This is a genomic window from Stenotrophomonas sp. PS02298, assembly GCF_029959445.1.
GTDB lineage: Bacteria > Pseudomonadota > Gammaproteobacteria > Xanthomonadales > Xanthomonadaceae > Stenotrophomonas.
Map to the genome: position 1 here is coordinate 1 of NZ_JASCOR010000047.1, position 20995 is coordinate 20995.

The 20995-nt window shown below is 63.8% G+C and carries 18 protein-coding genes; 11 read left to right on the forward strand and 7 right to left on the reverse strand.

Annotated features, from left to right (window positions below; genetic code table 11):
• Positions 1-74: 74 nt before the first annotated feature.
• Both QMX78_RS09080 and typA read right to left on the reverse strand, forming a co-directional pair.
• On the reverse strand, positions 75-551 hold the full coding sequence (locus tag QMX78_RS09080; RefSeq protein ID WP_282268616.1) for a DUF2127 domain-containing protein: 477 nt from the start codon (positions 549-551) through the stop codon (positions 75-77).
• A 5-nt stretch (positions 552-556) separates the two neighbouring features.
• A complete protein-coding gene (typA, locus tag QMX78_RS09085; protein ID WP_282268618.1) occupies positions 557-2404 on the reverse strand; it encodes a translational GTPase TypA in 1848 nt (615 codons plus the stop codon).
• Positions 2405-2618: 214 nt separating this feature from the next.
• Between typA and QMX78_RS09090 the strand changes: the two genes are divergently transcribed.
• The 8 genes from QMX78_RS09090 (at position 2619) to QMX78_RS09125 (ending at position 11638) form a co-directional block, all read left to right on the forward strand.
• Positions 2619-3113, forward strand: coding sequence for a peptidylprolyl isomerase (locus QMX78_RS09090; RefSeq protein WP_282268621.1), 495 nt, complete (start codon positions 2619-2621; stop codon positions 3111-3113).
• A gap of 111 nt (positions 3114-3224) precedes the next feature.
• A complete protein-coding gene (locus QMX78_RS09095; RefSeq protein ID WP_282268623.1) occupies positions 3225-4211 on the forward strand; it encodes a malate dehydrogenase in 987 nt (328 codons plus the stop codon).
• Positions 4212-4220: 9 nt separating this feature from the next.
• Entirely contained in the window at positions 4221-5195 is a 975-nt protein-coding gene (locus QMX78_RS09100; protein ID WP_282268624.1) for a glycosyltransferase family 2 protein, read from the forward strand.
• A gap of 52 nt (positions 5196-5247) precedes the next feature.
• Positions 5248-6951 carry a hypothetical protein gene (locus tag QMX78_RS09105; RefSeq protein WP_282268625.1) on the forward strand — a complete coding sequence of 568 codons (1704 nt, stop codon included), beginning with the start codon at positions 5248-5250 and terminating at the stop codon, positions 6949-6951.
• A gap of 129 nt (positions 6952-7080) precedes the next feature.
• Positions 7081-7716, forward strand: a complete 636-nt coding sequence (locus tag QMX78_RS09110; protein WP_282268626.1) for an RluA family pseudouridine synthase — start codon at positions 7081-7083, stop codon at positions 7714-7716.
• A 262-nt stretch (positions 7717-7978) separates the two neighbouring features.
• On the forward strand, positions 7979-9859 hold the full coding sequence (gene prpE, locus QMX78_RS09115; protein ID WP_282268628.1) for a propionate--CoA ligase: 1881 nt from the start codon (positions 7979-7981) through the stop codon (positions 9857-9859).
• Positions 9860-10002: 143 nt separating this feature from the next.
• Positions 10003-10482: a hypothetical protein gene (locus QMX78_RS09120; RefSeq protein WP_282268630.1), complete on the forward strand. Its 480-nt coding sequence runs from the start codon at positions 10003-10005 to the stop codon at positions 10480-10482.
• Between the two features lie 94 nt (positions 10483-10576).
• Positions 10577-11638, forward strand: coding sequence for a suppressor of fused domain protein (locus QMX78_RS09125; protein ID WP_282268633.1), 1062 nt, complete (start codon positions 10577-10579; stop codon positions 11636-11638).
• Positions 11639-11648: 10 nt separating this feature from the next.
• Here QMX78_RS09125 and QMX78_RS09130 read toward each other — a convergent pair whose 3' ends face one another.
• Entirely contained in the window at positions 11649-13121 is a 1473-nt protein-coding gene (locus QMX78_RS09130) for an ATP-binding protein (protein ID WP_282268635.1), read from the reverse strand.
• The gene (locus tag QMX78_RS09135; RefSeq protein WP_282268637.1) at positions 13118-13837 is read right to left on the reverse strand and encodes a response regulator transcription factor; all 720 of its coding nucleotides are present in this window, start codon (positions 13835-13837) and stop codon (positions 13118-13120) included. The genes QMX78_RS09130 and QMX78_RS09135 overlap by 4 nt, the downstream gene beginning before the upstream one ends.
• Before the next feature lie 145 nt (positions 13838-13982).
• On the opposite strand from QMX78_RS09135, the gene msrB reads away from it, so the two are divergent.
• Genes msrB through msrA form a run of 3 tightly spaced genes read left to right on the forward strand, consistent with a single transcriptional unit; the run spans position 13983 to position 17034 of the window.
• Positions 13983-14486 (forward strand): peptide-methionine (R)-S-oxide reductase MsrB, encoded by a 504-nt coding sequence (gene msrB, locus QMX78_RS09140; RefSeq protein ID WP_282268639.1) that lies wholly within the window; start codon positions 13983-13985, stop codon positions 14484-14486.
• 33 nt (positions 14487-14519) lie between these two features.
• The gene (locus QMX78_RS09145; RefSeq protein WP_282268641.1) at positions 14520-16274 is read left to right on the forward strand and encodes a cytochrome c biogenesis protein DipZ; all 1755 of its coding nucleotides are present in this window, start codon (positions 14520-14522) and stop codon (positions 16272-16274) included.
• A 16-nt stretch (positions 16275-16290) separates the two neighbouring features.
• The gene (gene msrA, locus QMX78_RS09150; protein WP_282268643.1) at positions 16291-17034 is read left to right on the forward strand and encodes a peptide-methionine (S)-S-oxide reductase MsrA; all 744 of its coding nucleotides are present in this window, start codon (positions 16291-16293) and stop codon (positions 17032-17034) included.
• A gap of 79 nt (positions 17035-17113) precedes the next feature.
• Here msrA and QMX78_RS09155 read toward each other — a convergent pair whose 3' ends face one another.
• From QMX78_RS09155 to QMX78_RS09165, 3 genes are all read right to left on the reverse strand, one after another.
• Positions 17114-17731 (reverse strand): glutathione S-transferase N-terminal domain-containing protein, encoded by a 618-nt coding sequence (locus tag QMX78_RS09155; RefSeq protein ID WP_282268645.1) that lies wholly within the window; start codon positions 17729-17731, stop codon positions 17114-17116.
• A 103-nt stretch (positions 17732-17834) separates the two neighbouring features.
• Complete coding sequence (locus tag QMX78_RS09160; RefSeq protein WP_057629626.1) at positions 17835-18293, reverse strand: cell wall hydrolase; 459 nt, start codon at positions 18291-18293, stop codon at positions 17835-17837.
• 514 nt (positions 18294-18807) lie between these two features.
• Entirely contained in the window at positions 18808-20838 is a 2031-nt protein-coding gene (locus QMX78_RS09165; protein WP_282268649.1) for an NADPH-dependent 2,4-dienoyl-CoA reductase, read from the reverse strand.
• Positions 20839-20995: the final 157 nt, after the last annotated feature.

The following is a 20995-nucleotide window of genomic DNA, read 5'->3' on the forward strand; positions in this document are numbered from 1 at the left end:
GCCGAGCCATGCTCGGCAGGGGCGTTACCGGTGATGCCCCATGCCGAGCATGGCTCGGCACTACAGGAGAGGCGCTACCGTTTGCTGCGACGTTTGCCCAGGTCGCGGGCCAGTACCCAGACGACCAGCAGGTTGACCGCCAGCAGCAGCCACGAGGCCCAGCCGGGGTGTTTGACGATGGCGTAGAAATCCAGCGGCAGGTAGAGCGCAGCGGAGATGCAGCCCAGCCACGATGCCCAGGCCTTGGCGCGCCACAGGCCCCAGGCTTCAAGCAGGCGTAGCAGCCCGTAGCCGACCAGTACAGCGGCGCCGAGGTGAACGGTATCGGGGGTGATCATGCCCAGCAGCGAGGAGAACGCACCGTTCTCGGGGTCACCACCTGCGCGGTGGATCAGGGCATTGATGATGTTGCGGAGTGGGGCCGGCCCGGATATCTCCAGGCCAGCCGCGGCGAGAAAGGCCAGTACGGCCTTTCCCGCTTCCAGCAGCGCGATGGCTGCCAGTCCCGGATGCGCATGCGGATCCGGGTTGTAGGGCTTGTTGTCAGTCAAGACAATCAGCCGCCGCGCGACGCCTTCTTGCGGTCGCTTTCGGTCAGGAACTTCTTGCGCAGACGAATTTCCTTCGGGGTGATTTCCACCAGCTCGTCGTCGTCGATGAAGTCCAGGGCCTGTTCCAGCGAGAACTTGATGGCCGGGGTCAGCTGGATCGCATCGTCCTTGCCCGAAGCGCGCATGTTGGTCAGCGGCTTGGTCTTGATCGCGTTGACGGTCAGATCGTTGTCCTTGGAGTGGATACCGATCAGCTGGCCTTCGTACACGTTGTCGCCTTCAGCGGCGAACAGCTTGCCGCGTTCCTGCAGCGGGCCCAGCGAGTAGGCCGGGGTTGCACCCGGGGCGTTGGCGATCATCACGCCGTTCAGGCGCTTGGCGATGGCGCCCTGTTCCTTCGGGCCGTAATGGTCGAACACGTGGAACAGCAGGCCGGAACCCTGGGTCAGGGTCTTGAACTCGTTCTGGAAGCCGATCAGGCCGCGCGCCGGGATCTTGAAATCAAGGCGAACACGGCCCTTGCCGTCGGACTCCATGTTCTCAAGCAGGCCCTTGCGGGTACCCAGCTTTTCCATCACGCCGCCCTGGTGCTGCTCTTCGATATCAACCACCAGCTGCTCGATCGGCTCCATCATCTGGCCGTCGATTTCCTTGATGATCACTTCCGGGCGCGACACGGCCAGCTCGTAGCCTTCGCGACGCATGGTTTCGATCAGCACCGACAGGTGCAGCTCGCCACGGCCGGAGACCAGGAACTTGTCGGCGTCTTCAAGCTGCTCGACCTTCAGTGCCACGTTGTGCACGGTCTCGCGCTCCAGGCGTTCCTTCAGCTGGCGGCTGGTCAGGAACTTGCCGCCGGACAGGTCCTTGTTGCCTGCGAACGGCGAGTTGTTGACCTGAAAGGTCATCGAGATGGTCGGCTCGTCGACGGTCAGCGGCGGCAGCGCTTCCGGGGTGTCCAGGGCGCAGACGGTGTCGGAGATGGTCAGTTCCTGGATGCCGGAGATGGCGATGATGTCGCCAGCCTGTGCTTCCTCGACTTCGATGCGCTCCAGGCCCATGAAGCCCAGCACCTGCAGGACCTTGCCCTGGCGCTTCTTGCCTTCACGGTCGATCACGGCGACGGCCTGGTTCTTCTTGACCTTGCCGCGCTGGATGCGGCCAATGCCGATCACGCCGACGAAATTGTTGTAGTCCAGCTGGCTGATGCGCATCTGGAACGGGCCGTCGGCCTCGACTTCCGGCACCGGCACGTACTTCATGATCGCTTCGTACAGCGGGGTCATGTCGCCGTCGCGGACGGTGTCTTCCAGGCCGGCGTAGCCGTTCAGGCCCGAGGCGTAGACGATCGGGAAGTCGAGCTGCTCATTGGTGGCGCCGAGCTTGTCGAACAGATCGAACACCTGGTCGATGACCCATTCCGGACGGGCGCCCGGGCGGTCGACCTTGTTGACCACGACGATCGGCTTGAAGCCCATCGCGAAGGCCTTCTGGGTGACGAAGCGGGTCTGCGGCATCGGGCCGTCCATCGCGTCAACCAGGATCAGCACCGAGTCGACCATCGACAGCACGCGCTCCACCTCACCGCCGAAGTCGGCGTGTCCCGGGGTGTCGACGATGTTGATCCGGTTTTTGGTACCGGTCTTCTTGTCTTCCCAGGTAATGGCCGTGTTCTTGGCCAGGATGGTGATGCCGCGTTCCTTTTCCTGGTCGTTGCTGTCCATCACGCGCTCGGCAAGTACCGTGCGCTCGGACAGGGTGCCGGACTGCTTGAGCAGCTGGTCGACGAGGGTGGTTTTGCCATGATCGACGTGGGCGACGATGGCGATGTTGCGAAGATTTTCGATGGACATGCGAAAGACGGCCAGCCGGTGCCGTGAAATGGGGAAAATGAGTCCAGCATTATAGCGCTATGTAGGGGCTGTGCGAAAACCAGCCGTTCAGACTCGTCTGATTGCCCATTCAGGTCCCGGCGACTCAGGCTATAGCGTAGAGGCAGCAGCACGGGCGGAGCCGGGTGTAAACTAGCGGGCTATTGAGAGCCGTCTTCTTTACAAAGGATTTCCCATGTCGCTGATCGCCAATTTCGACACCTCCCGCGGCCTGATCAAGGTCGAGCTGCATGCTGACAAGGCCCCGCTGACCGTGGCCAACTTCGTCAACCTGGTGAAGCATGGCTTCTATGACGGCCTGGCATTCCACCGCGTGATCGCCGACTTCATGATCCAGGGCGGCTGCCCGGAAGGCTCCGGCCGCGGTGGCCCGGGTTACCGCTTTGAAGATGAAACCAAGAATGGCGTGCGCCATGAGCGCGGCGTGCTGTCCATGGCCAATGCCGGCCCGAACACCAACGGCAGCCAGTTCTTCATCACCCACATCAAGACCGACTGGCTCGATGGCAAGCACACCGTGTTTGGCAAGGTGCTCGAAGGCCTGGACGTGGTTGACGCGATCAAGCAGGGTGATGCGATCAACAAGATCACCCTGGAAGGCGATACCGACGCCGTGCTGGCTGCCAAGGCCGACCGCGTCGCCGAGTGGAACAAGATCCTCGCCGCCTGATTGATACCGACGGCCACCTGCACAGGTGGCCGTTTCTGATTCCAGCTGGCCAGCGCGCCTGCGCATGCCCGGCCTTACCCCCACAACCGCTTCTTAGCAGAGGAAACCCCCATGAAAGCACCCGTTCGTGTTGCCGTAACCGGCGCTGCCGGCAATATTGGCTATGCACTGCTGTTCCGCATCGCTTCTGGCGAAATGCTGGGCAAGGACCAGCCGGTCATCCTGCAGCTGCTCGAAATCGACAACGAAAAGGCCCAGGCCGCCCTGCAGGGCGTGGTCATGGAACTGGAAGACTGCGCATTCCCGCTGCTGGCTGGCGTGGTGACCACCGCTGACCCGCTGGTGGCGTTCAAGGACGTCGACGTGGCCCTGCTGGTCGGCGCACGTCCGCGCGGCCCGGGCATGGAGCGCAAGGACCTGCTGCTGGAAAACGCCAAGATCTTCACCGTGCAGGGCAAGGCACTGAACGCCGTCGCCAAGCGTGACGTCAAGGTGCTGGTGGTCGGCAACCCGGCCAACACCAATGCCTACATCGCGATGAAGTCGGCGCCGGACCTGAACCCGCGCAACTTCACCGCCATGCTGCGCCTGGACCACAACCGTGCCCTGAGCCAGCTGGCTGCCAAGACCGGCAAGACCGTGGAGAGCTTCGAGCAGTTCACCGTGTGGGGCAACCACAGCCCGACCATGTACCCGGACTACCGCTTCGCCACCACCGGCGGCGCCAAGGTTGCCGAGCTGATCAACGACCAGGAATGGAACGCCAACACCTTCATCCCGACCGTCGGCAAGCGTGGCGCAGCGATCATCGCCGCCCGTGGCCTGTCCTCGGCTGCGTCGGCCGCCAACGCTGCCATCGACCATATCCATGACTGGGTGCTGGGCAGCAACGGCAAGTGGGTGACCATGGGCGTGCCGTCCGACGGCTCCTACGGCATTCCGGAAGGCGTCGTGTTCGGCTTCCCGGTAACCACCGAGAACGGCGAGTACACCATCATCAAGGACCTGCCGATCGACGACTTCTCCAAGAAGTACATCGACATCACCCTCGGCGAGCTGGAAGAAGAGCGCGCCGGCGTTGCCGATCTGCTGGGCTGAGTCTTTTCCATGATGGAAGACCGAGTTGCGAAGGCGAAGATCGCCGTTGTCATTCCGGCGTACCGCGCCCGCGACTCGATCCTGGGAGTCATTTCCCGGATCGATGACGGGGTAGACCTCGTCATCGTGGTCGATGATGCCTGCCCGGAGTCCACTGGACTCCGGGTCCAGGCCGAGTGCACCGATGTGCGGGTGCATGTTGTCTTCAACGAGCAGAACCAGGGGGTGGGCGGCGCGATGGTCGCCGGCTACCGTGCAGCGCTTGGGTTGGGGGCCGAGGTCTGCGTGAAACTGGATGCCGATGGGCAGATGGACCCGGCCTTGATCCAGGGTTTCGTGCGGCCCATTCTTGCCAAGGAAGCCGATTACACCAAGGGCAACCGTTTTTTCCATGTCCGCGACGTCGCCTCGATGCCGCCGGTCAGGTTGCTGGGCAACGCCGCGCTTTCATTCCTGTGCAAGCTGTCCAGCGGCTACTGGCATATCTTTGATCCGACCAATGGCTACACCGCCATCCATGCCGATTGCCTGCGTGAGGTCGAACTGGACAAGCTCGAGAAGCGTTATTTCTTCGAGAGTGACTTGTTGTTCCGGCTGCATCTGGTGGATGCGGTGGTGGTTGATGTGCCCATGCGTGCGGTCTATGGCGATGAACATTCCAGCTTGAACCCACTGCGTGAGATCCCGCGTTTCCTGCGCTCGCATGCCCGCAATTTCCTCAAGCGCATCTTCTACGAGTATTTCCTGCGCGACTTCAGCCTGGCCTCGGTTCAGCTGGTGGGGGGCGTGTCATTGATGTTCTTTGCACTCGCGCATGGTGGTTGGACGTGGTACCACAACCTGATGCGCGGGGTTGAATCGCCTGCGGGCACCGTAGCGCTGGTGAGCATTGCGGCCATCGTTGGCTTCGTGCTGTTGCAGGGATTCTTTGCCTTTGACTACAGCAGGATCCCGCGTCGGGTACTGCACCGTTTTACACGTTGATCCAGTCGGCTGGCATTGCCGACGCCCTGTAACAGGTCGGGAGGCCGGGGAATTGCGGAATCTGAAACTCGAAGCACCTTATGCGGCTGCGGTCATGGCCTGCTTTGCATTGGTCGGTTATTTCTTCTTTACTGGCCTGTACTGCAGCGATGACACGCGCTACATGATCGGCGCCATCAAGGTCGCGATGGGTGAGCCCATCGCGGTGGCGTCGTTGGCCGAACGCAGGGCGGTGTTCCTGTTGCCGGGGGCGATGATGTACCAGACCGGCGGCAGCCTGGAATGGATGGTCGTTCCCTACACCGGACTTTTCGTGGTGCTTGGTCTTGCCGGCTATTGCCTGGCCAGGCAGTTCCTGGGGCGACTGGCGTCGCTGCTCAGTACCGTGTTGGCAGTGGCCCAGCCGGTGTTCTTTTTGTACGCCGGCGCCATGCTGCCGGATCTTTCTTCCACGCTTTTCCTGATTGTCGGGCTGCTTTACCTGTGTCTGTGGATGAAAGCGGTATCTGCGCCGGCCGCGCAGCCGCTTGGGTCCGCAGGCCATGCATTCCTGCTGGGCATGAGCATGGCGGTGTCTTTCACCATCAAGGAAAGTGGCATCGTGCTGATGCCGGTGGTGGCCGCAATGATGATCCTGGCCGGCATGCGCGCCGGAATGGGCCGTCTGTCGCGTGATGTTGCCATTGCCAGTACTGGCTTCCTGCTGCTGCTGGCGCTGGAGGCACTGCTTTTCAGGGGCGTTGCGGGGCAATGGTATTCCAGCGTTGGGAGTCTGCTGGTCCCGCATGATCTGGCCGGGTTCGTCGACTCGCAGGGCCACGGTGTGCTTGATCGGATGCGTACACTGAGATACGTGCTTGGTGGGCACACGACTGCGTTGTTCGTCTTGGCTGGATTGTCGACGCTGCACCTGGCCGCACGCTGGTGGCGTGGGCAGATGACGCGCATCGAAGCGTTGAGCTGGCTGGCATTGGTTGGCTTCTGGTTGTGGCCGTTGCTGTACTTCAGCTTCGGCTCGGCATCGCTCAAGACGTATCTGTTGCCGGTGATGCAGCAGCGCTACTACGCGCCCTCCATCATTCCCGGGGCGATCCTTGCTGCCTATCTTGGGGTGAATCTGTTCCGGTGGATGCGTTCACGCATGCCTGCCTGGATCCCGGCCGTGGCAATCGGCGTGGCGCTGCTTTACCTGGTCAGCGCACCCTACCAGCAGCGACGGGACAGGGGCCTTATCTACAGCGCGTCGGCCAAGGAGGCCTTCATCCAGGCACGCAATGATGCGCAGGAGCGCTTTCCCGGTATTCCGTTCCACGATGTCCACAGCGGATGGACCACCGACCTGAATCGCTGCAGGGCGTTGTTGATGCCGATGCGTGAGGATGGCAGCAATCGCTTGCTGGCGGCCATCTCGTCGGGCAAGGACCAGGCCGGTGATGACTTCGGTTATCAAACGCTCCAGTCCTCGCGACTGCCGGTTCTCGTCGCCGGGCACGGTGCCTACATGGAAGCACCGAAACAGTTTGCTTGGGTCGCGCAGCTGCAGCGCGGTGTTGCCGCGGGGAAGTACAAGGTGACCCTGGTTGGCCGATACGGCCAGATGACACGAAAGGCGCTTCGAGGGAAAGCCTGGTTACCCCGAACTGTGGCCGTCAACAGCTCCGGTGCAGCCAGCGTGGCGCTTGACCCGCCTGAAGCCTCCAGCCCGTTGGACCCGCAGGAAGTGGAGATGTATCTGATCGAGGCGGCTGATCGCTGATCGGGCGGTGTGATCGTACTGGTTGGCCAGATGAAAGCGCCGGGCATTGCCCGGCGTTTTCATGCGAACCAGCAGGAATTGCGTGGCATCGGTAGTCGGTTCATGCTTTTTTGTGAGAGGAGATGCAGGTTGACGAAAAGTACTTCGCGGGCGTTGGTGCTCCACTGTGTCGATGGCGCGTTGCTGGTAGTCGACAAGCCGGCGGGGCTGCTGTCCGTGCCCGGGCGTCTGCCGGAAAACCAGGACTGCGTTGTCTCGCGTCTACAGCAGGACTATCCGGATGCGTTGACCGTGCATCGGCTGGATCAGGTGACCTCGGGTTTGATGCTGTATGCACGCGGCAAGGCGATGCAGGTTGCCTTGTCCAAGCAGTTTGAACAGCGCCAGGTCAGCAAGCGCTACGAAGCGTTGGTACAGGGACTGGTCGAGGCTGAATCCGGCGAAATTGATCTGCCGTTGATCTGCGATTGGCCGAACCGGCCGAAGCAGATGGTGAGCTTTGAACTGGGCAAGCCGTCGTTGACCCGTTGGCAGGTGCTGGCGCGTGATGCCGCTGCACAGACCACGCGGGTAGAGCTGGAGCCGGTGACCGGGCGCAGCCATCAGTTGCGCTTGCATCTGGCGAGCATTGGTCACCCGATCGTGGGTGACGTGATGTACGACGCGCTGCCTGCGGCGCGGGTTTGCCTGCATGCGCGACGCTTGGGATTTGTGCACCCGTTGAGTGGGGCAGCGTTGGAGTTTGTTTCTGAGTGCCCTTTCTAGGAGCAAAGGCTTGCCCTCACCCCAACCCCTCTCCCGTATACGGGAGAGGGGCTAATGCACTAGCAGCTGACGCGATCCGAGCCCCTCTCCCGCGCGCGGGAGAGGGGTTGGGGTGAGGGGGGGCTCCTGGCTCATGAGCCAAGGCCCGTAGTCCCGAATATCTGGCCCCCGAGCCTTTGGTCTTAAGACCATCGTCGCAAGGAGCCCAAGCCATCCTCCGGACTATGCTCGGCACACAGCCAGGGAGTTGCCGGAGGGTGTCGTGCAGTACGAGCAGATCTACCGTCGTTCCATTGAAGAACCGGAAGCTTTCTGGGCTGAAGAAGCCAAGGCGATCCACTGGCATCGTCCCCCGCAGCAGATCCTGGACTACTCCAATCCGCCCTTTCGGCGCTGGTTTGTGGGTGGCGAAACCAACCTCTGCTACAACGCGATAGATCGGCATCTGGCCGAACGCGCCGATCAGCTCGCGCTGGTCGCCATCTCCACCGAAACCAACATCACCCGGGAACTCACTTACCGCGACCTCCATCGCGAAGTGAATGCCTTCGCCGCGGTATTGCTCAAGCTCGATGTCGGCCGCGGCGATCGCGTCGTCATCTACATGCCGAACATGGCCGAGGCGGTGTTCGCGATGCTGGCCTGCGCGCGCATCGGTGCGGTGCACTCGGTCGTCTTCGGTGGTTTCGCGGCGCACAACCTAGCGCTGCGTATCGACGATGCAAAGCCAAAACTGCTGATCGCTGCCGATGCCGGCATGCGCGGTGGCAAGGTCATCCCGTACAAGGCGATGGTCGATGCCGCCTGTGCCGAAGCCGCTACACCGCCACCCAAGGTATTGATCGTCTCGCGCGGTCTGGATGCAGCAGAACCGCGCATCGCTGGCCGCGACGAGGACTATGCGCAGCTGCGTGCACAGGTCGGTGATGTCGAGGTGCCGGTGCAATGGTTGGAGTCCAACGAGCCCAGCTATCTGCTGTACACCTCCGGCACCACCGGCAAGCCCAAGGGCGTGCAGCGCGATGTCGGTGGCTATGCAGTGGCAATGGCGCAGTCGATGCGCACGGTATTCGATTGCGCGCCAGGCCAGGTGATGTTCTCCACCTCCGATGTCGGCTGGGCGGTTGGGCATTCGTATAACGTCTATGGTCCCTTGATCGGTGGTTGCACTTCGTTGCTGTACGAAGGCCTGCCGATCAATCCGGATGCAGGCATCTGGTGGGCGCTGTGCGAACAGTACGGTGTGCGCACGATGTTCTCTTCGCCGACCGCGATCCGCGTGCTGAAGAAACACGACGTGGATTTCATCGACCGCCATGATCTGTCCGAGCTGAAGTACCTGTTCCTGGCCGGTGAGCCGCTGGATGAGCCGACCGCGAAGTGGATCACCGGCGCGCTGCATAAGCCGGTCATCGATAATTACTGGCAGACCGAAACCGGCTGGCCGGCATTGACCTTGTTGCCGGGACTGGAAATGAAGCCGGTCAAGTTCGGCTCACCGGGCTTGCCGAATCTGGGCTACAAAATGAAGGTCATCGACGAGCAGAGCGGTGCCGAAGTGCCGCCCGGGCAGAAGGGCGTGCTGGTCATCCAGCCGCCGTTGCCGCCGGGTTGCATGAGCACGATCTGGAACGATGACGAGCGTTTCCTGAAAAGCTACTTCGGTCACTTCAAGGAGCTGTTGTACAGCTCGCTGGACTGGGCCATCCGCGATGAGGACGGCTATACCTTCATCCTGGGTCGCACCGATGATGTGATCAATGTGGCCGGGCACCGGCTGGGCACGCGCGAGATCGAGGAAGCCATCTCCGCCCATCCGCGGGTGGCCGAGGCGGCGGTGATCGGCGTGCATGACGAACTGAAGGGGCAGGTGCCGCTGGTCTTCGTCACCTTGAAGCAGGCCAAGCCTGGCGATGATGGCGAGCAGTTGGCTGCGGAAATGGTGCAACAGGTCACCCATTCGCTGGGCGCGGTGGCGCGGCCGGCGCAGGTACATATCGTCAATGCGCTTCCCAAGACCCGTTCGGGTAAGCTGCTGAGGCGTTCATTGCAGGCATTGGCGGAACGGCGCGACCCGGGCGACCTGTCGACACTCGACGACCCGGGCGCACTGGAGGAAATCCGCCGCGTGCTGGGGAAATAGCGCGCAACCAGGCCGCAAGGCCACGGTGCAGCGGTGATCGCAAGGGGGCGGTACGCGGGCAGATGTTGGGCATTTCCGGGAGCGGGGGCTCCTGGAAGATGCGCACGTACCGTATTGCGATGCACAAAAGAGGGAGGGGATGAATGGCATTCATCTATGCCAAGACGGCCGCCGGCCGTCTGGAGATCGAGAACCGTGGCCTGAAGCTGGCGCCAGCATTGCGTTCGGTGCTGTTGCTGGTCGATGGGCAGCGCGATGAGCGCGAGCTGCAGCAGATGGCACAAGGCCTGCGCGCGCCGGAAGACGTATTGCAGCAGCTGAGCGCGCTGGAGCTGATCGACGCGGTTGCCGGCAGTGCCGACAAGGTACCGGTGCTGCCAGTGACCACCCAGCTCGGCGACGATCCGCTGCGCTACCAGCAGCTGCGCGACTGGATGGCCGAATCGGTGCGCAAGCACCTGGGCCTGAAGGGCTATCTGATCCAGCTGAAGATCGATCGCAGCAAGACCGCGGTCAGCCTGGAACAGTTGTGGCCGGAACTGGCCACCGCCTTGGGCAAGGCCAAGAGCCCCGCATTCGCCAGCCGCTGGCTGGAAGAGACGCGCGCACTGGTGGTTGGCTGAGCGAACCATTGCGCAAAGGCGTGGTTGGCAGGCGTGCTGTCGTCGCCATGCACCGGCACTATCATGGTGGCTTGTTCATCATGGGAGTGCCTGCATGGCGCAGGAAAACAGCGGCGAAATCAGCACCGCAGGCTGGGACGCGATCAACGCGGCAATGGTGGCGCTGTATCCGGGACAGGAGCCGCGCCATTTCGGCACGCTGCTTTCGCATACGCTGGGCGGCAACGATCCCTTGGACGGCATCAGTGTCTATTGGAGCGCGTCTCCGCGTCCGCATTGGCATTACGTCAGCTACGGCTTTTCCGAGCTGTACGACAAGCAGAGTGATGATCCGCAGGAAAGCGGTTTCGGTTTCGAGCTTACCTTTCGTCTGGCTGCACAGGCAGGTGATGACAAGCGCGGCGAGCCCCCGGCGTGGCCGATGAACCTGATGCAGAACCTTGCGCGCTATGTGTTCAGCAGCGGCAATGTGTTCGAGGCCGGTCACCATCTGGATGCAAATGGTCCGATCGCATTGGATACCGAAACCCGATTGCGACATCTGGCCTTTGTTGCCGACCCACAGTTGCCTGCGATCGACACCGCCAATGGTCGCCTGCATTTCCTGCAGCTGGTGGGTTTGAGCGATGAGGAGATGGCAGCGGTAAAACGCTGGTCAACACAGGGTGTGCTGGCGACATTGGAGCCGGCGATGCCGTTGTGGATCACCGAGCTGGAGCGCGATTCGCTGTTGGCCGATCCCAGCATCGCCGCGCAGCTTGAAGCGGGCAGCCAGCGCGAGGGTTCCAGCACCGGCATGTTGTTCGTCGAGACCTTGGAATGGTCGGCCGACGGCGCTACCACCACACTGGTGCTGGGCGCAGGGCAGGTTGCCAGCGTGCTCGAACTGTTGCCATTGCGCCTGCATCATGACAAACCGCTGGTGATACTCGGCAAGGATCGCCAATGGCGCTTCGAGCCCGGCCTGAGCGACGACGTGCAGAGCGATGACGACAGCGCGCGCTGCGTGTTGTCCGATGCCAGCCTGAAGGCGATGCTGGCCAGCGTGCGTGCCGAGCGAGGCCTGTATCCGATGCCCGGCGGCAAGCTGCAGATCGAAGTGCGCCCAAGCTTGCTGCGCGACGGGCAGGGCAAAGTGATCCGCGAGATCGGCTGATCCCGCGGCGTTATCGCGGGCGTGCCGCAGGCAAGGAGAACACGAAGCTTGCGCCTTCATTGCTGTCGAGCAGGCGGATCTGGCGATGGTGCAGCTGCAGGATGCGGTGCACGATCAGCGAGCCCAGGCCGCCGCTGTCCGGACGCTGGCTGCCCAGCGCCGGCAGCGTGCTGAACAACTGTTCGCGGCGTGCCAGCGGAATGCCGGGGCCGGTATCGGAAACGCTGACCTGTACGTCGCCATCGACTGCATGCAAGGCAACCGTGATGCGGCCGCCTGGTGGTGTATGCCGGATCGCGTTGTCGAGCAGGTTGGTCAATACCCGTTCGATCAGGCCCAGGTCGGCTTCAACCGGCGGCAGGCCGGCGGGAATCAGTGCATCGAGCTGCTGCCGCCGCGACTGTGCGGCGAGTTCGAATTTCTGGAAGACGTCCTGGATCAGGTCCGGCAGCGAGAACGCCTGCAGTTCCAGTACAACGCCGCCATGTTCCAGTCGCGCCAGTTCGAACAGTGCCTGTGCAAGCCGACCAACCTTGTGGCTCTGCGACAGGGCGATGCCCAGGTAGCGCTGTCTCTCCTCGGCGCTGAGGCTGGCGTCCTTGAGGGCCAGGGTTTCCAGATAGCCATGCAACGACGACAGCGGCGTGCGCAGGTCATGCGACAGGTTGGCGACCAGTTCGCGACGCTGCAGGTCCTGCTGCCGCAGCTGCTGCCATTGCTCGCTGACGCGTTGGCTGAGATGGGCAAAGCTGTGTTGCAGGATGCTCAGCTCGTCGCGCTCACCGGCACGCAGCGGCGTCGGCGGCAGGGGCAGGCGCGGGTCGGCGCTGTCCACGTCGAAGGATTGGATGCGACGGGTGAGCTGGCGTAGCGGCCGGGTTACCCAGCGGAACGCGATCAGTCCAGCCAGCAGCCCGATCACGGCGACGATCGCCAGCGACCATAGCGTGGTGCGCAGATTGCTATTGGCAGCGATGTCAGCAGCCAGTGCTTCACGTTGCTCGCCGACCAGCACCACATAGATGTAGCCGACCTGGCGGCCCTGCACCCGCAGCGGTGCGGCATTGAATACCTTGCGGCCGCTGCTGCTGCGCGGGTCGTCGCCGAAGATCGGCAGTTTTTCGCCGTTGAGCAGCGCCTGCACCGGAGCCAGGTCAACGCGGTCCCGCTTGAGGTGGCCTTCCGGCGCGTCATGGCCGAGGATGCGGCCTTCGTCATCCAGCAGATAGACCTCGACGCTGGGATTGACCGACATCAGCTTGCCGAACAGGGCACGCACTTCGCCATCGCGGATGCCGCGTGCATCCATCAACTCGCCGCTGCGGGCGATGTGCTCGGCCAGGCCGCGCGACAGGCGCTGCACGGTTTCCTGTTCGTGCATGCGGCTGCTGCGCATCTGTATCCACGCCAGCGCACCGCAGCAGACCAGCAGCAGTGCGCAGAACACCAGCGACAGGCGCTGCGAGAGCGTCAGCCGGATCATGCCGTGCTCCCGTCGTCGCTCGCCAGTTTGTAGCCACGTCCCCATACCGTGAGAATCCGCTTCGGTGCTGCCGGGTCGTGCTCGATCTTGTTGCGCAGGCGGTTGATGTGGGTGTTGACGGTGTGTTCGTAGCCATCATGCTGATGGCCCCAGACCTGGTTGAGCAGCTCCATCCGCGAATACACCTGGTCGGGGTGGCGGGCGAAGAAATACAGCAGGTCGAACTCGCGCGGGGTGAGTTCCAGCGGGCGCGCTTCAACCTGCGCGGTGCGTGCGACCGGATCGATGCGCAGGCCGGCAACTTCGATCGCGCCGGCGTCGATGCGCGCGTTCTGCGCCATCGCTTCGACCCGTCGCAGCAAGGCCTTGACCCGCGCTACCAGTTCCAGCATCGAGAACGGTTTGGCCAGGTAATCGTCGGCACCCAGTTCCAGGCCGAGGATGCGGTGCAGTTCGCTGGCGCGCGCGCTGGTGATGATGATCGGCGTGTAGCGCGTCATCGCGCGGGCGCGGCGACAGATTTCCAGACCGTCCACGCCGGGCAGCATCAGGTCCAGCACCAGCGCATCCCATTGCCCGCTTTCCAACAGGCGCACGCCTTCATCACCGCTGGCCGCATGGGTGACGTCATAGCCTTCGTCACGCAGGTGCATGCGCAGCAGGTTGGCGATGTGGACATCGTCTTCGACGATCAGGATGCGTTTGCTGCTGCTCATCGACGCCTGCGGCCGTTGAATGGGGTGGCTGGCATTGTGCTTGGACAGGCGCGCGGATGTGTCACGAAGAATTTAACTCTGCGTGAGGATTCCTTGACCTGCCCGGGCGCAGCATGGCCACATCGTCCCTGGCTGGAGAACGCCCATGTCGCTCACCCGTCGCAAGCTGCTTGGTATCGGTGGCATGGCCGCCGCTGCTGGCGTGCTGGGCCTGACTGCCTGCAACGGTCCGGCGCCGGCAGCACCGGCGCGCGGCACCGTGTTCGAGGTGATGCGCAGTGACGCCCAATGGCGTCAGCAGCTCACCCCCGCGCAATACACGGTGCTGCGCCAGCAGGGCACCGAGCGGGCATTCAGCAGCCCGCTCAACAACGAACACCGACGTGGCACCTTCAACTGTGCGGGCTGCGCGCTGCCGCTGTTCTCCTCGGCCACCAAGTTCGACAGCGGTACCGGCTGGCCCAGCTTCTGGGCACCGCTGCATGGCGCGGTAGGCGAGGACCGCGATACCTCCTACGGCATGACCCGGGTGGCGGTGCATTGCCGGCGCTGCGGTGGCCATCTGGGCCATGTCTTCGAAGACGGCCCGCGCCCGACCGGGCTGCGTTACTGCATGAACGGCGTGGCCCTGCAATTCGCCGCGGCCTGAGCGCCGCCTCCCTCATTCAAGAAGGACGTTTCCATGTTCCTGTTGGTACTGGCCTATCTCGGCGGTGTACTCACCCTGCTCAGCCCCTGCATCCTGCCGGTGCTGCCGTTTGTGTTCGCACGTGCGGACCGGCCGTTCCTGCGTAGTGGGTTGCCACTGCTGGTCGGCATGGCGTTGATGTTCGCGGTGGTCGCCAGCCTGGCGGCGGTGGGCAGTCAATGGGTGGCGCAGGCCAACCAGATCGGGCGCTGGATCGCGCTGGTGGTGATGGCGCTGTTTGCTGTGGCCCTGCTGTGGCCGGCGTTGGCAGACCGGCTGTTGGCGCCGCTGCAGCGTCTGGGCGTACGCCTTGGCGCTGCCGCCGATGCCGGGCAGGGCGGAGTGCTGAGCTCGCTGCTGATCGGTGTTGCCACCGGCCTGCTGTGGGCACCCTGCGCTGGGCCGATCCTTGGCCTGATCCTGACCGGCGCGGCCCTGCAGGGGGCCAACGTCGGCACCAGCGGTCTGCTGCTGGCCTATGCGCTGGGTGCGGCAACCTCGCTGGCCTTGGCGGTGTGGATAGGCGGGCGTGTGTTCACAGCCTTGAAGCAGCGGTTGGGCGTGGGGGAATGGATCCGTCGTGGTCTGGGCATTGCCGCCTTGCTGGCGGTGCTGGCAATTGCGATGGGTTGGGACACCGGCCTGCTGACGCGGTTGTCCACGGTCAGCACGGCCAGGTTGGAGCAGAAGCTGCTGGATGCGCTGCCTTCGCAACAGCCGGCAGCAGGTCCGGCAATGATGATGATGGCGGGTGACGGCAAGGGCGATGCCAGCCTGCCGGTGGAAGGCGAGCTGCCGTCGCTGGCCGGCGCCACTGGCTGGTTGAACAGCCCGCCGCTGGATGCACAGCAACTGCGCGGCAAGGTGGTTCTGGTCGATTTCTGGACCTATTCCTGCATCAACTGCCTGCGTGCCATGCCCTATGTGCGCGATTGGGCCGAGCGCTACAAAGATCATGGTCTGGTGGTGATCGGCGTACACGCGCCGGAGTTCGCTTTCGAGCGCGACCTTCGCAACGTGCAGCGCGCGGTGACGGACCTGAAGGTCACTTACCCGGTCGCCATCGACAATGATTTCGCGATCTGGCGTGGCTTCAACAACCAGTACTGGCCGGCGCATTACTTCATCGATGCGCAGGGACGCATCCGCGCCCATCACTTTGGCGAAGGCAATTACGAACAGTCCGAGCAGATCATCCGTCAGTTGCTGCGCGAGGCTGGCAACAGTCTGCCGGGTGACATGGCGCCGGCAATGCGCATGGCAAGCAACGGCGTCGAACGGCAGGCGGACATGAGCAGTTTGAAGTCGCCGGAGACCTACATCGGCCATGGCCGCGCCGAGCACTTCGCCTCGCCGGGCGGCATGCAGGCCGGGCAGGTCGCCGCGTACGCCGTGCCGATGCAGTTGCAGCTCAATCAATGGGCGCTGGGCGGGCAGTGGCGCATCGGCGAGGAAGATGCACAGCTGGAACAGGCGGGCGGGCGGATTGCGTTCCGCTTCCATGCGCGTGACCTGCATCTGGTGCTGGCGCCGCAGGACCCGGCGCGGCCGGTGCGCTTCCGCGTGCGCATTGACGGTCAGGCGCCGGAAGCCGCGGCTGGAAGCGACGTATCCGCGCAGGGCGAGGGCACGGTGGACCAGAACCGCCTGTACCAATTGATCCGCCAGAACGGCGAGGTGCGCGAACGCACATTCGAGATCGAGTTCCTCGATCCGGGCGTGCGCGCCTATGCCTTCACTTTCGGTTGAATGGAGGAGACACGTGATGAGAATCGCCACGGACAAACTGGTCGCCGGCGGCATCGCGGCGGTGGTTGCCGGATTGCTGCTGGTTGCGGTGTTCAGCATGGATCGTTCGGTGCAGGCCGCGCCGGTAGCGCCGGTGTCGATCAGGCTGCCAGCACCGACTGGCGCAGCCGACCTGCAGCAAGCCGGCGTCAAACAGGCAAAGGTGGTGTTTGCCGGCGGCTGCTTCTGGGGTGTGCAGGGCGTGTTCCAGCACATCACCGGCGTGGACAACGCGGTGTCCGGCTACATCGGTGGCAGTGCTGCCGATGCCACGTATACGCGGGTGAGCAGTGGCGGCAGTGGTCATGCCGAAGCCGTGCAGGTCAGCTACGACCCCTCGCAGGTCAGCTACGGGCAGCTGCTGCAGGTGTTCTTCTCGGTGGTGCACGATCCGACCCAGTTCAACCGGCAGGGGCCGGACCATGGCAGCCAGTACCGTTCGGCCATCTATGCCGATGATGCCGCGCAGCGTGATGCGGCGCGCGCCTATATCGCGCAACTGCAGCGCAGCAAGCTGTTCGCCGCGCCACTGGTCACCCAGGTCGATGGTGGCAAGGTGTTTCATGCGGCCGAGGGCTATCACCAGAACTACCTGACCCTGCATCCGGAGGCGGCCTATATCCGCATCAATGATCTGCCCAAGGTCGCCGCGTTGAAGCAACAGTATCCGGCGCTGTACCGCGAACGGCCGCGGCTGGTGATGACCTTGTCGGCGCGATAGCTGTGGGGACGCCACAAACGCAACGGGCCGCCGGTCATGCAACCGGCGGCTCGTGTTTGTTCAGAAGGTATGCGCTGGATCAGCTCAGGCCTTCGGCCTTGAGCGCGGCCTGCACGGCCGGATCGGCCAGCATGCGCTGCTCGAAGCGGTCCAGTGCGTCCATGCCGGTCAGGTCGAGCTTCAGGCCACGTGCCCAGCGCAGGGTCACGTAGGTGTAGGCATCGGCGATCGAGGCGCGCGGGGTGCCGCCGAGCCAGTCGACCTCGACCAGACGGTCATTGATGCGCTGGTACAGGGCAGTGAGCTTCTGACGCGCGTTTTCCTGGGTGCGGGCGATCACTGCCTCGTCTTCCAGGTACTTGGTCGAGCCGAAGATCGGGTAGTAGGTCGGGTGCAGGTCGGCGTTGACGAAGGACAGCCAGCGGTTGACCTCGGCGCGCGTACGCAGGTCGCTGCCGCCTTCCAGGCCGGCAGCCGGGGCCTTGTCACAGATGTAGTGCAGGATGGCCGCGTTCTGGGTCAGGATCCAGCCGCCGTCTTCCAACATCGGCACGGCGCCGGCCGGGTTCATCTTCAGGTATTCGGGCGACTTCATCGTGGCGTAGTCCACGATCTGCAGCTCGAACGGCAGGCCCGACCAGAGCAGTGCGATATGGTCGGCCAGCGAACAGGCGCCGGGCTTGGTATAGAGCTTCATCAGGGCTACCTCGGGAGTTGAAAGACCCGGGCATTATCGCCACAAGCGCGTAACGCAGTGTGTCCATGATTGGCACAGACAGTGCGTTACGCGTTCAGTTGGCTCAGGAAGCGCGCGGCTTCAGCGACTGCACCTTGTAGAAGGTGTGCCCGCCGATGGTGGCCACCTGGTAGGCATTGCGCCAGCTCGGGCTGGCAATGGCGTGGGCCGCGAAGTGGCTGGCGCCGGGCACGATCTCCTTGCGCTGGCCATTGGGCAGGGCCCAGTTGCGCTCGGCGGCAAAGGCCACGTCCACGGCTTCGGCCCAGGCATCGTTGTTGCGCAGCTGGGTGCCGGGGGCGACCAGGGTCGGGGCGAACTGCTTGCGCGCGGTTACCACCTGGCACATCGAGTCACCCCACAGACCGCTGTCCAGCCGCCGCAGGGCGACTTCGGCCACGGCCTGCTGGCCGCGCAGGGTCTGGTCGCGGGCTTCCAGATAGACGGTGGTGCTCAAGCACAACGAATCGGCTGCTGGCTGCGGCAACATCTGCGACAACCAAAGAATCCAAGCCAGTTTCATAAATCTCCTTGCTCCGTATGGGCCGCAGCCTGCCTGCCCCCAATCGGGAACTGGACAGCAACGACTTGGCGTTATGGGGAGGCGGCCGTGGCATCGGGGCCGCCCCGTGGGCAGCCCTCAATCAGATTGGGGAGGGCTGCGCCTGCTCACCGGAACTGGTGGGTGAGCGGAAGTTGGCGCAAGGTAGGGGGGGAATCCAAAACTCATCCTGAACGGTGTTTGTTGACATTCAGGTTTGTTGCAGGGGGTGTTTTTGTCTCGGGTACGCGCATTCAGGTTTTTGCGGGCACAGCGGCGGGGTGATTCGGGGTCACGTCGGTCCGCTGCTCGACGCCGAAATAAGTGGGATTCGCATCGCACTTTAGGCTGCTTGCTGCATCGAACGCGTCGCCGGGGGAGCGCCGCGCTTCCGCGATTGGGTGCGTTGATATCGATGAGGGCGTTGAGCGAATCGTCCCGGGTGCGCCTGCGCTTACCCGGGCTACGACGGTGCTGTCCAAAATCGGACGGGGGCTCAAAGTGCCGCGGCGAGACAACTGCCCTGATCGATTGCCCGCTTGGCGTCGAGTTCTGCAGCGACATCCGCGCCGCCGATGACATGGACGCTGCGGCCGGTGGCCTGCAGGGCGTCGGCCAGCTCGCGGCGTGGTTCCTGACCGGCGCAGATCACCACGGTGCCGACGTCGAGCAGTTGCTCCTGGCCATCCACGCGGATGCGCAGGCCGCTGTCGTCCACGCCCAGGTACTCGACGCCGCCAAGCATCTTCACGCCCTTGGCCTTGAGCGTGGCGCGGTGGATCCAGCCGGTGGTCTTGCCGAGCTTGGCACCGGGCTTGCCAGGGCTGCGCTGCAGCAGCCAGGCCTTGCGGGCCGGGGCTTCGGGTTGCGGTTTGGCCAGCGCGCCACGGCTCTCGAAACTGGTATCCACCCCCCATTCGGCCATCCAGCGGGCCGGGTCCAGGGCCGGTGACGGGCCTTCATGCACGAGGAACTCACCGACGTCGAAACCGATGCCACCGGCGCCGATGATGGCCACCTTGTCGGCGGCCTTGACCCGGCCCAGCAGCACATCGAGATAGCTGACCACCATTGGATGGTCGGCACCCGGGAAGTCGACTTTGCGCGGACTGATGCCGGTGGCGACCACCACCTCGTCGAAGTCATTCAAATCCTCGGCATCGGCGCGGGTGTTCAAGCGCACATCGACCCCGGTTGCGGCCAGCTGATGGCGGAAGTAGCGCAGGGTTTCGTGGAACTCTTCCTTGCCGGGGATGCGCTTGGCCACGTTGAACTGGCCACCGATCTCGTCGGCCGCATCAAACAGGGTCACCTTGTGGCCGCGGCTGGCGGCGACGGTGGCGCAGGCCAGCCCGGCCGGGCCTGCGCCGACCACCGCGACGCGCTTGGGCGCGCTGGTCGGCAGGTAGACCAGCTCGGTTTCGTGCGCGGCACGCGGGTTGACCAGGCAGCTGGCGCGCTTCTGCTGGAACACATGATCCAGGCAGGCCTGGTTGCAGGCGATGCAGGTATTGATCGCCTCGGGCTTGCCGGCCTTGGCCTTGGCTGGCCATTGCGGATCAGCCAGCAGCGGCCGCGCCAGCGACACCATGTCGGCGCCACCGCCGGCGAGGATGCCCTCGGCCACGTCCGGCATGTTGATGCGGTTGGTGGCGATCAGAGGAATGCCGACATGCGGCTTGAGCTTGGCGGTGACGCCTGCAAACGCCGCGCGCGGTACTGAGGTAGCAATGGTCGGAATGCGCGCCTCGTGCCAGCCGATGCCGGAATTAAGCAGGGTCGCGCCGGCCGCTTCGATGGCCTTGGCCTGCTGCACGATCTCCTGCCAGTTGCTGCCGTCCTCGACCAGGTCCACCAGCGACAGCCGGTAGATGATGATGAAGTCCGGGCCACAGGCCTCGCGGATGCGGCGCACGATCTCCACCGCAAAGCGCATGCGCCTTGCCGGGTCGCCGCCCCAGGCGTCGTTGCGGCCATTGGTGCGCGGGGCGATGAACTCGTTGATCAGATAGCCTTCCGAGCCCATCACCTCGACACCGTCATACCCGGCATCGCATGCGTATTTGGCGGCGCGTGCGTAGTCGGCGATATGCCGCTCAACGCCGCCGGCCGACAGCGCGCGCGGGGTGAACGGGTTGATCGGCGCCTTGCGCTTGGACGGAGCCACCTGCAAGGGGTGATAACCGTAGCGGCCGGCATGCAGCAGCTGCAGGCAGATCTTGGCACCGTGGCCGTGGACTGCTGCGGTTACCTGGCGATGGCGGCTGACTTCCCAGGGCCAGGACAGCTTGCTGCCGAATGGCGTCAGCCAGCCAACCACGTTCGGCGCGAAGCCACCGGTGACCAGCAGCGCCGCGCCGCCGGCGGCGCGCTCGCCAAAGTAGGCGGCCAGCTTTTGGAAGTCGCGGGCGTGATCCTCCAGCCCGGTATGCATCGAGCCCATCAGGATGCGGTTGCGCAGCTGGGTGAAGCCCAGCTCCAGCGGGGCGAACAGATGCGGATAGGCGGTGTCGTTGGCTGGCGTCATGCTGGATACGCTTGCGTATGGAATAGCCCATTCTGACTGGCAATCGGTCTGGCCTCAATCCTTGGGCCGCCAATCAGCTATGGGTGCCTAACCAAAAAGGTGACGGCTTCATTACAATGCGCCGCCCCGCCCAGCAACGGACTGACTGTCGTGGACG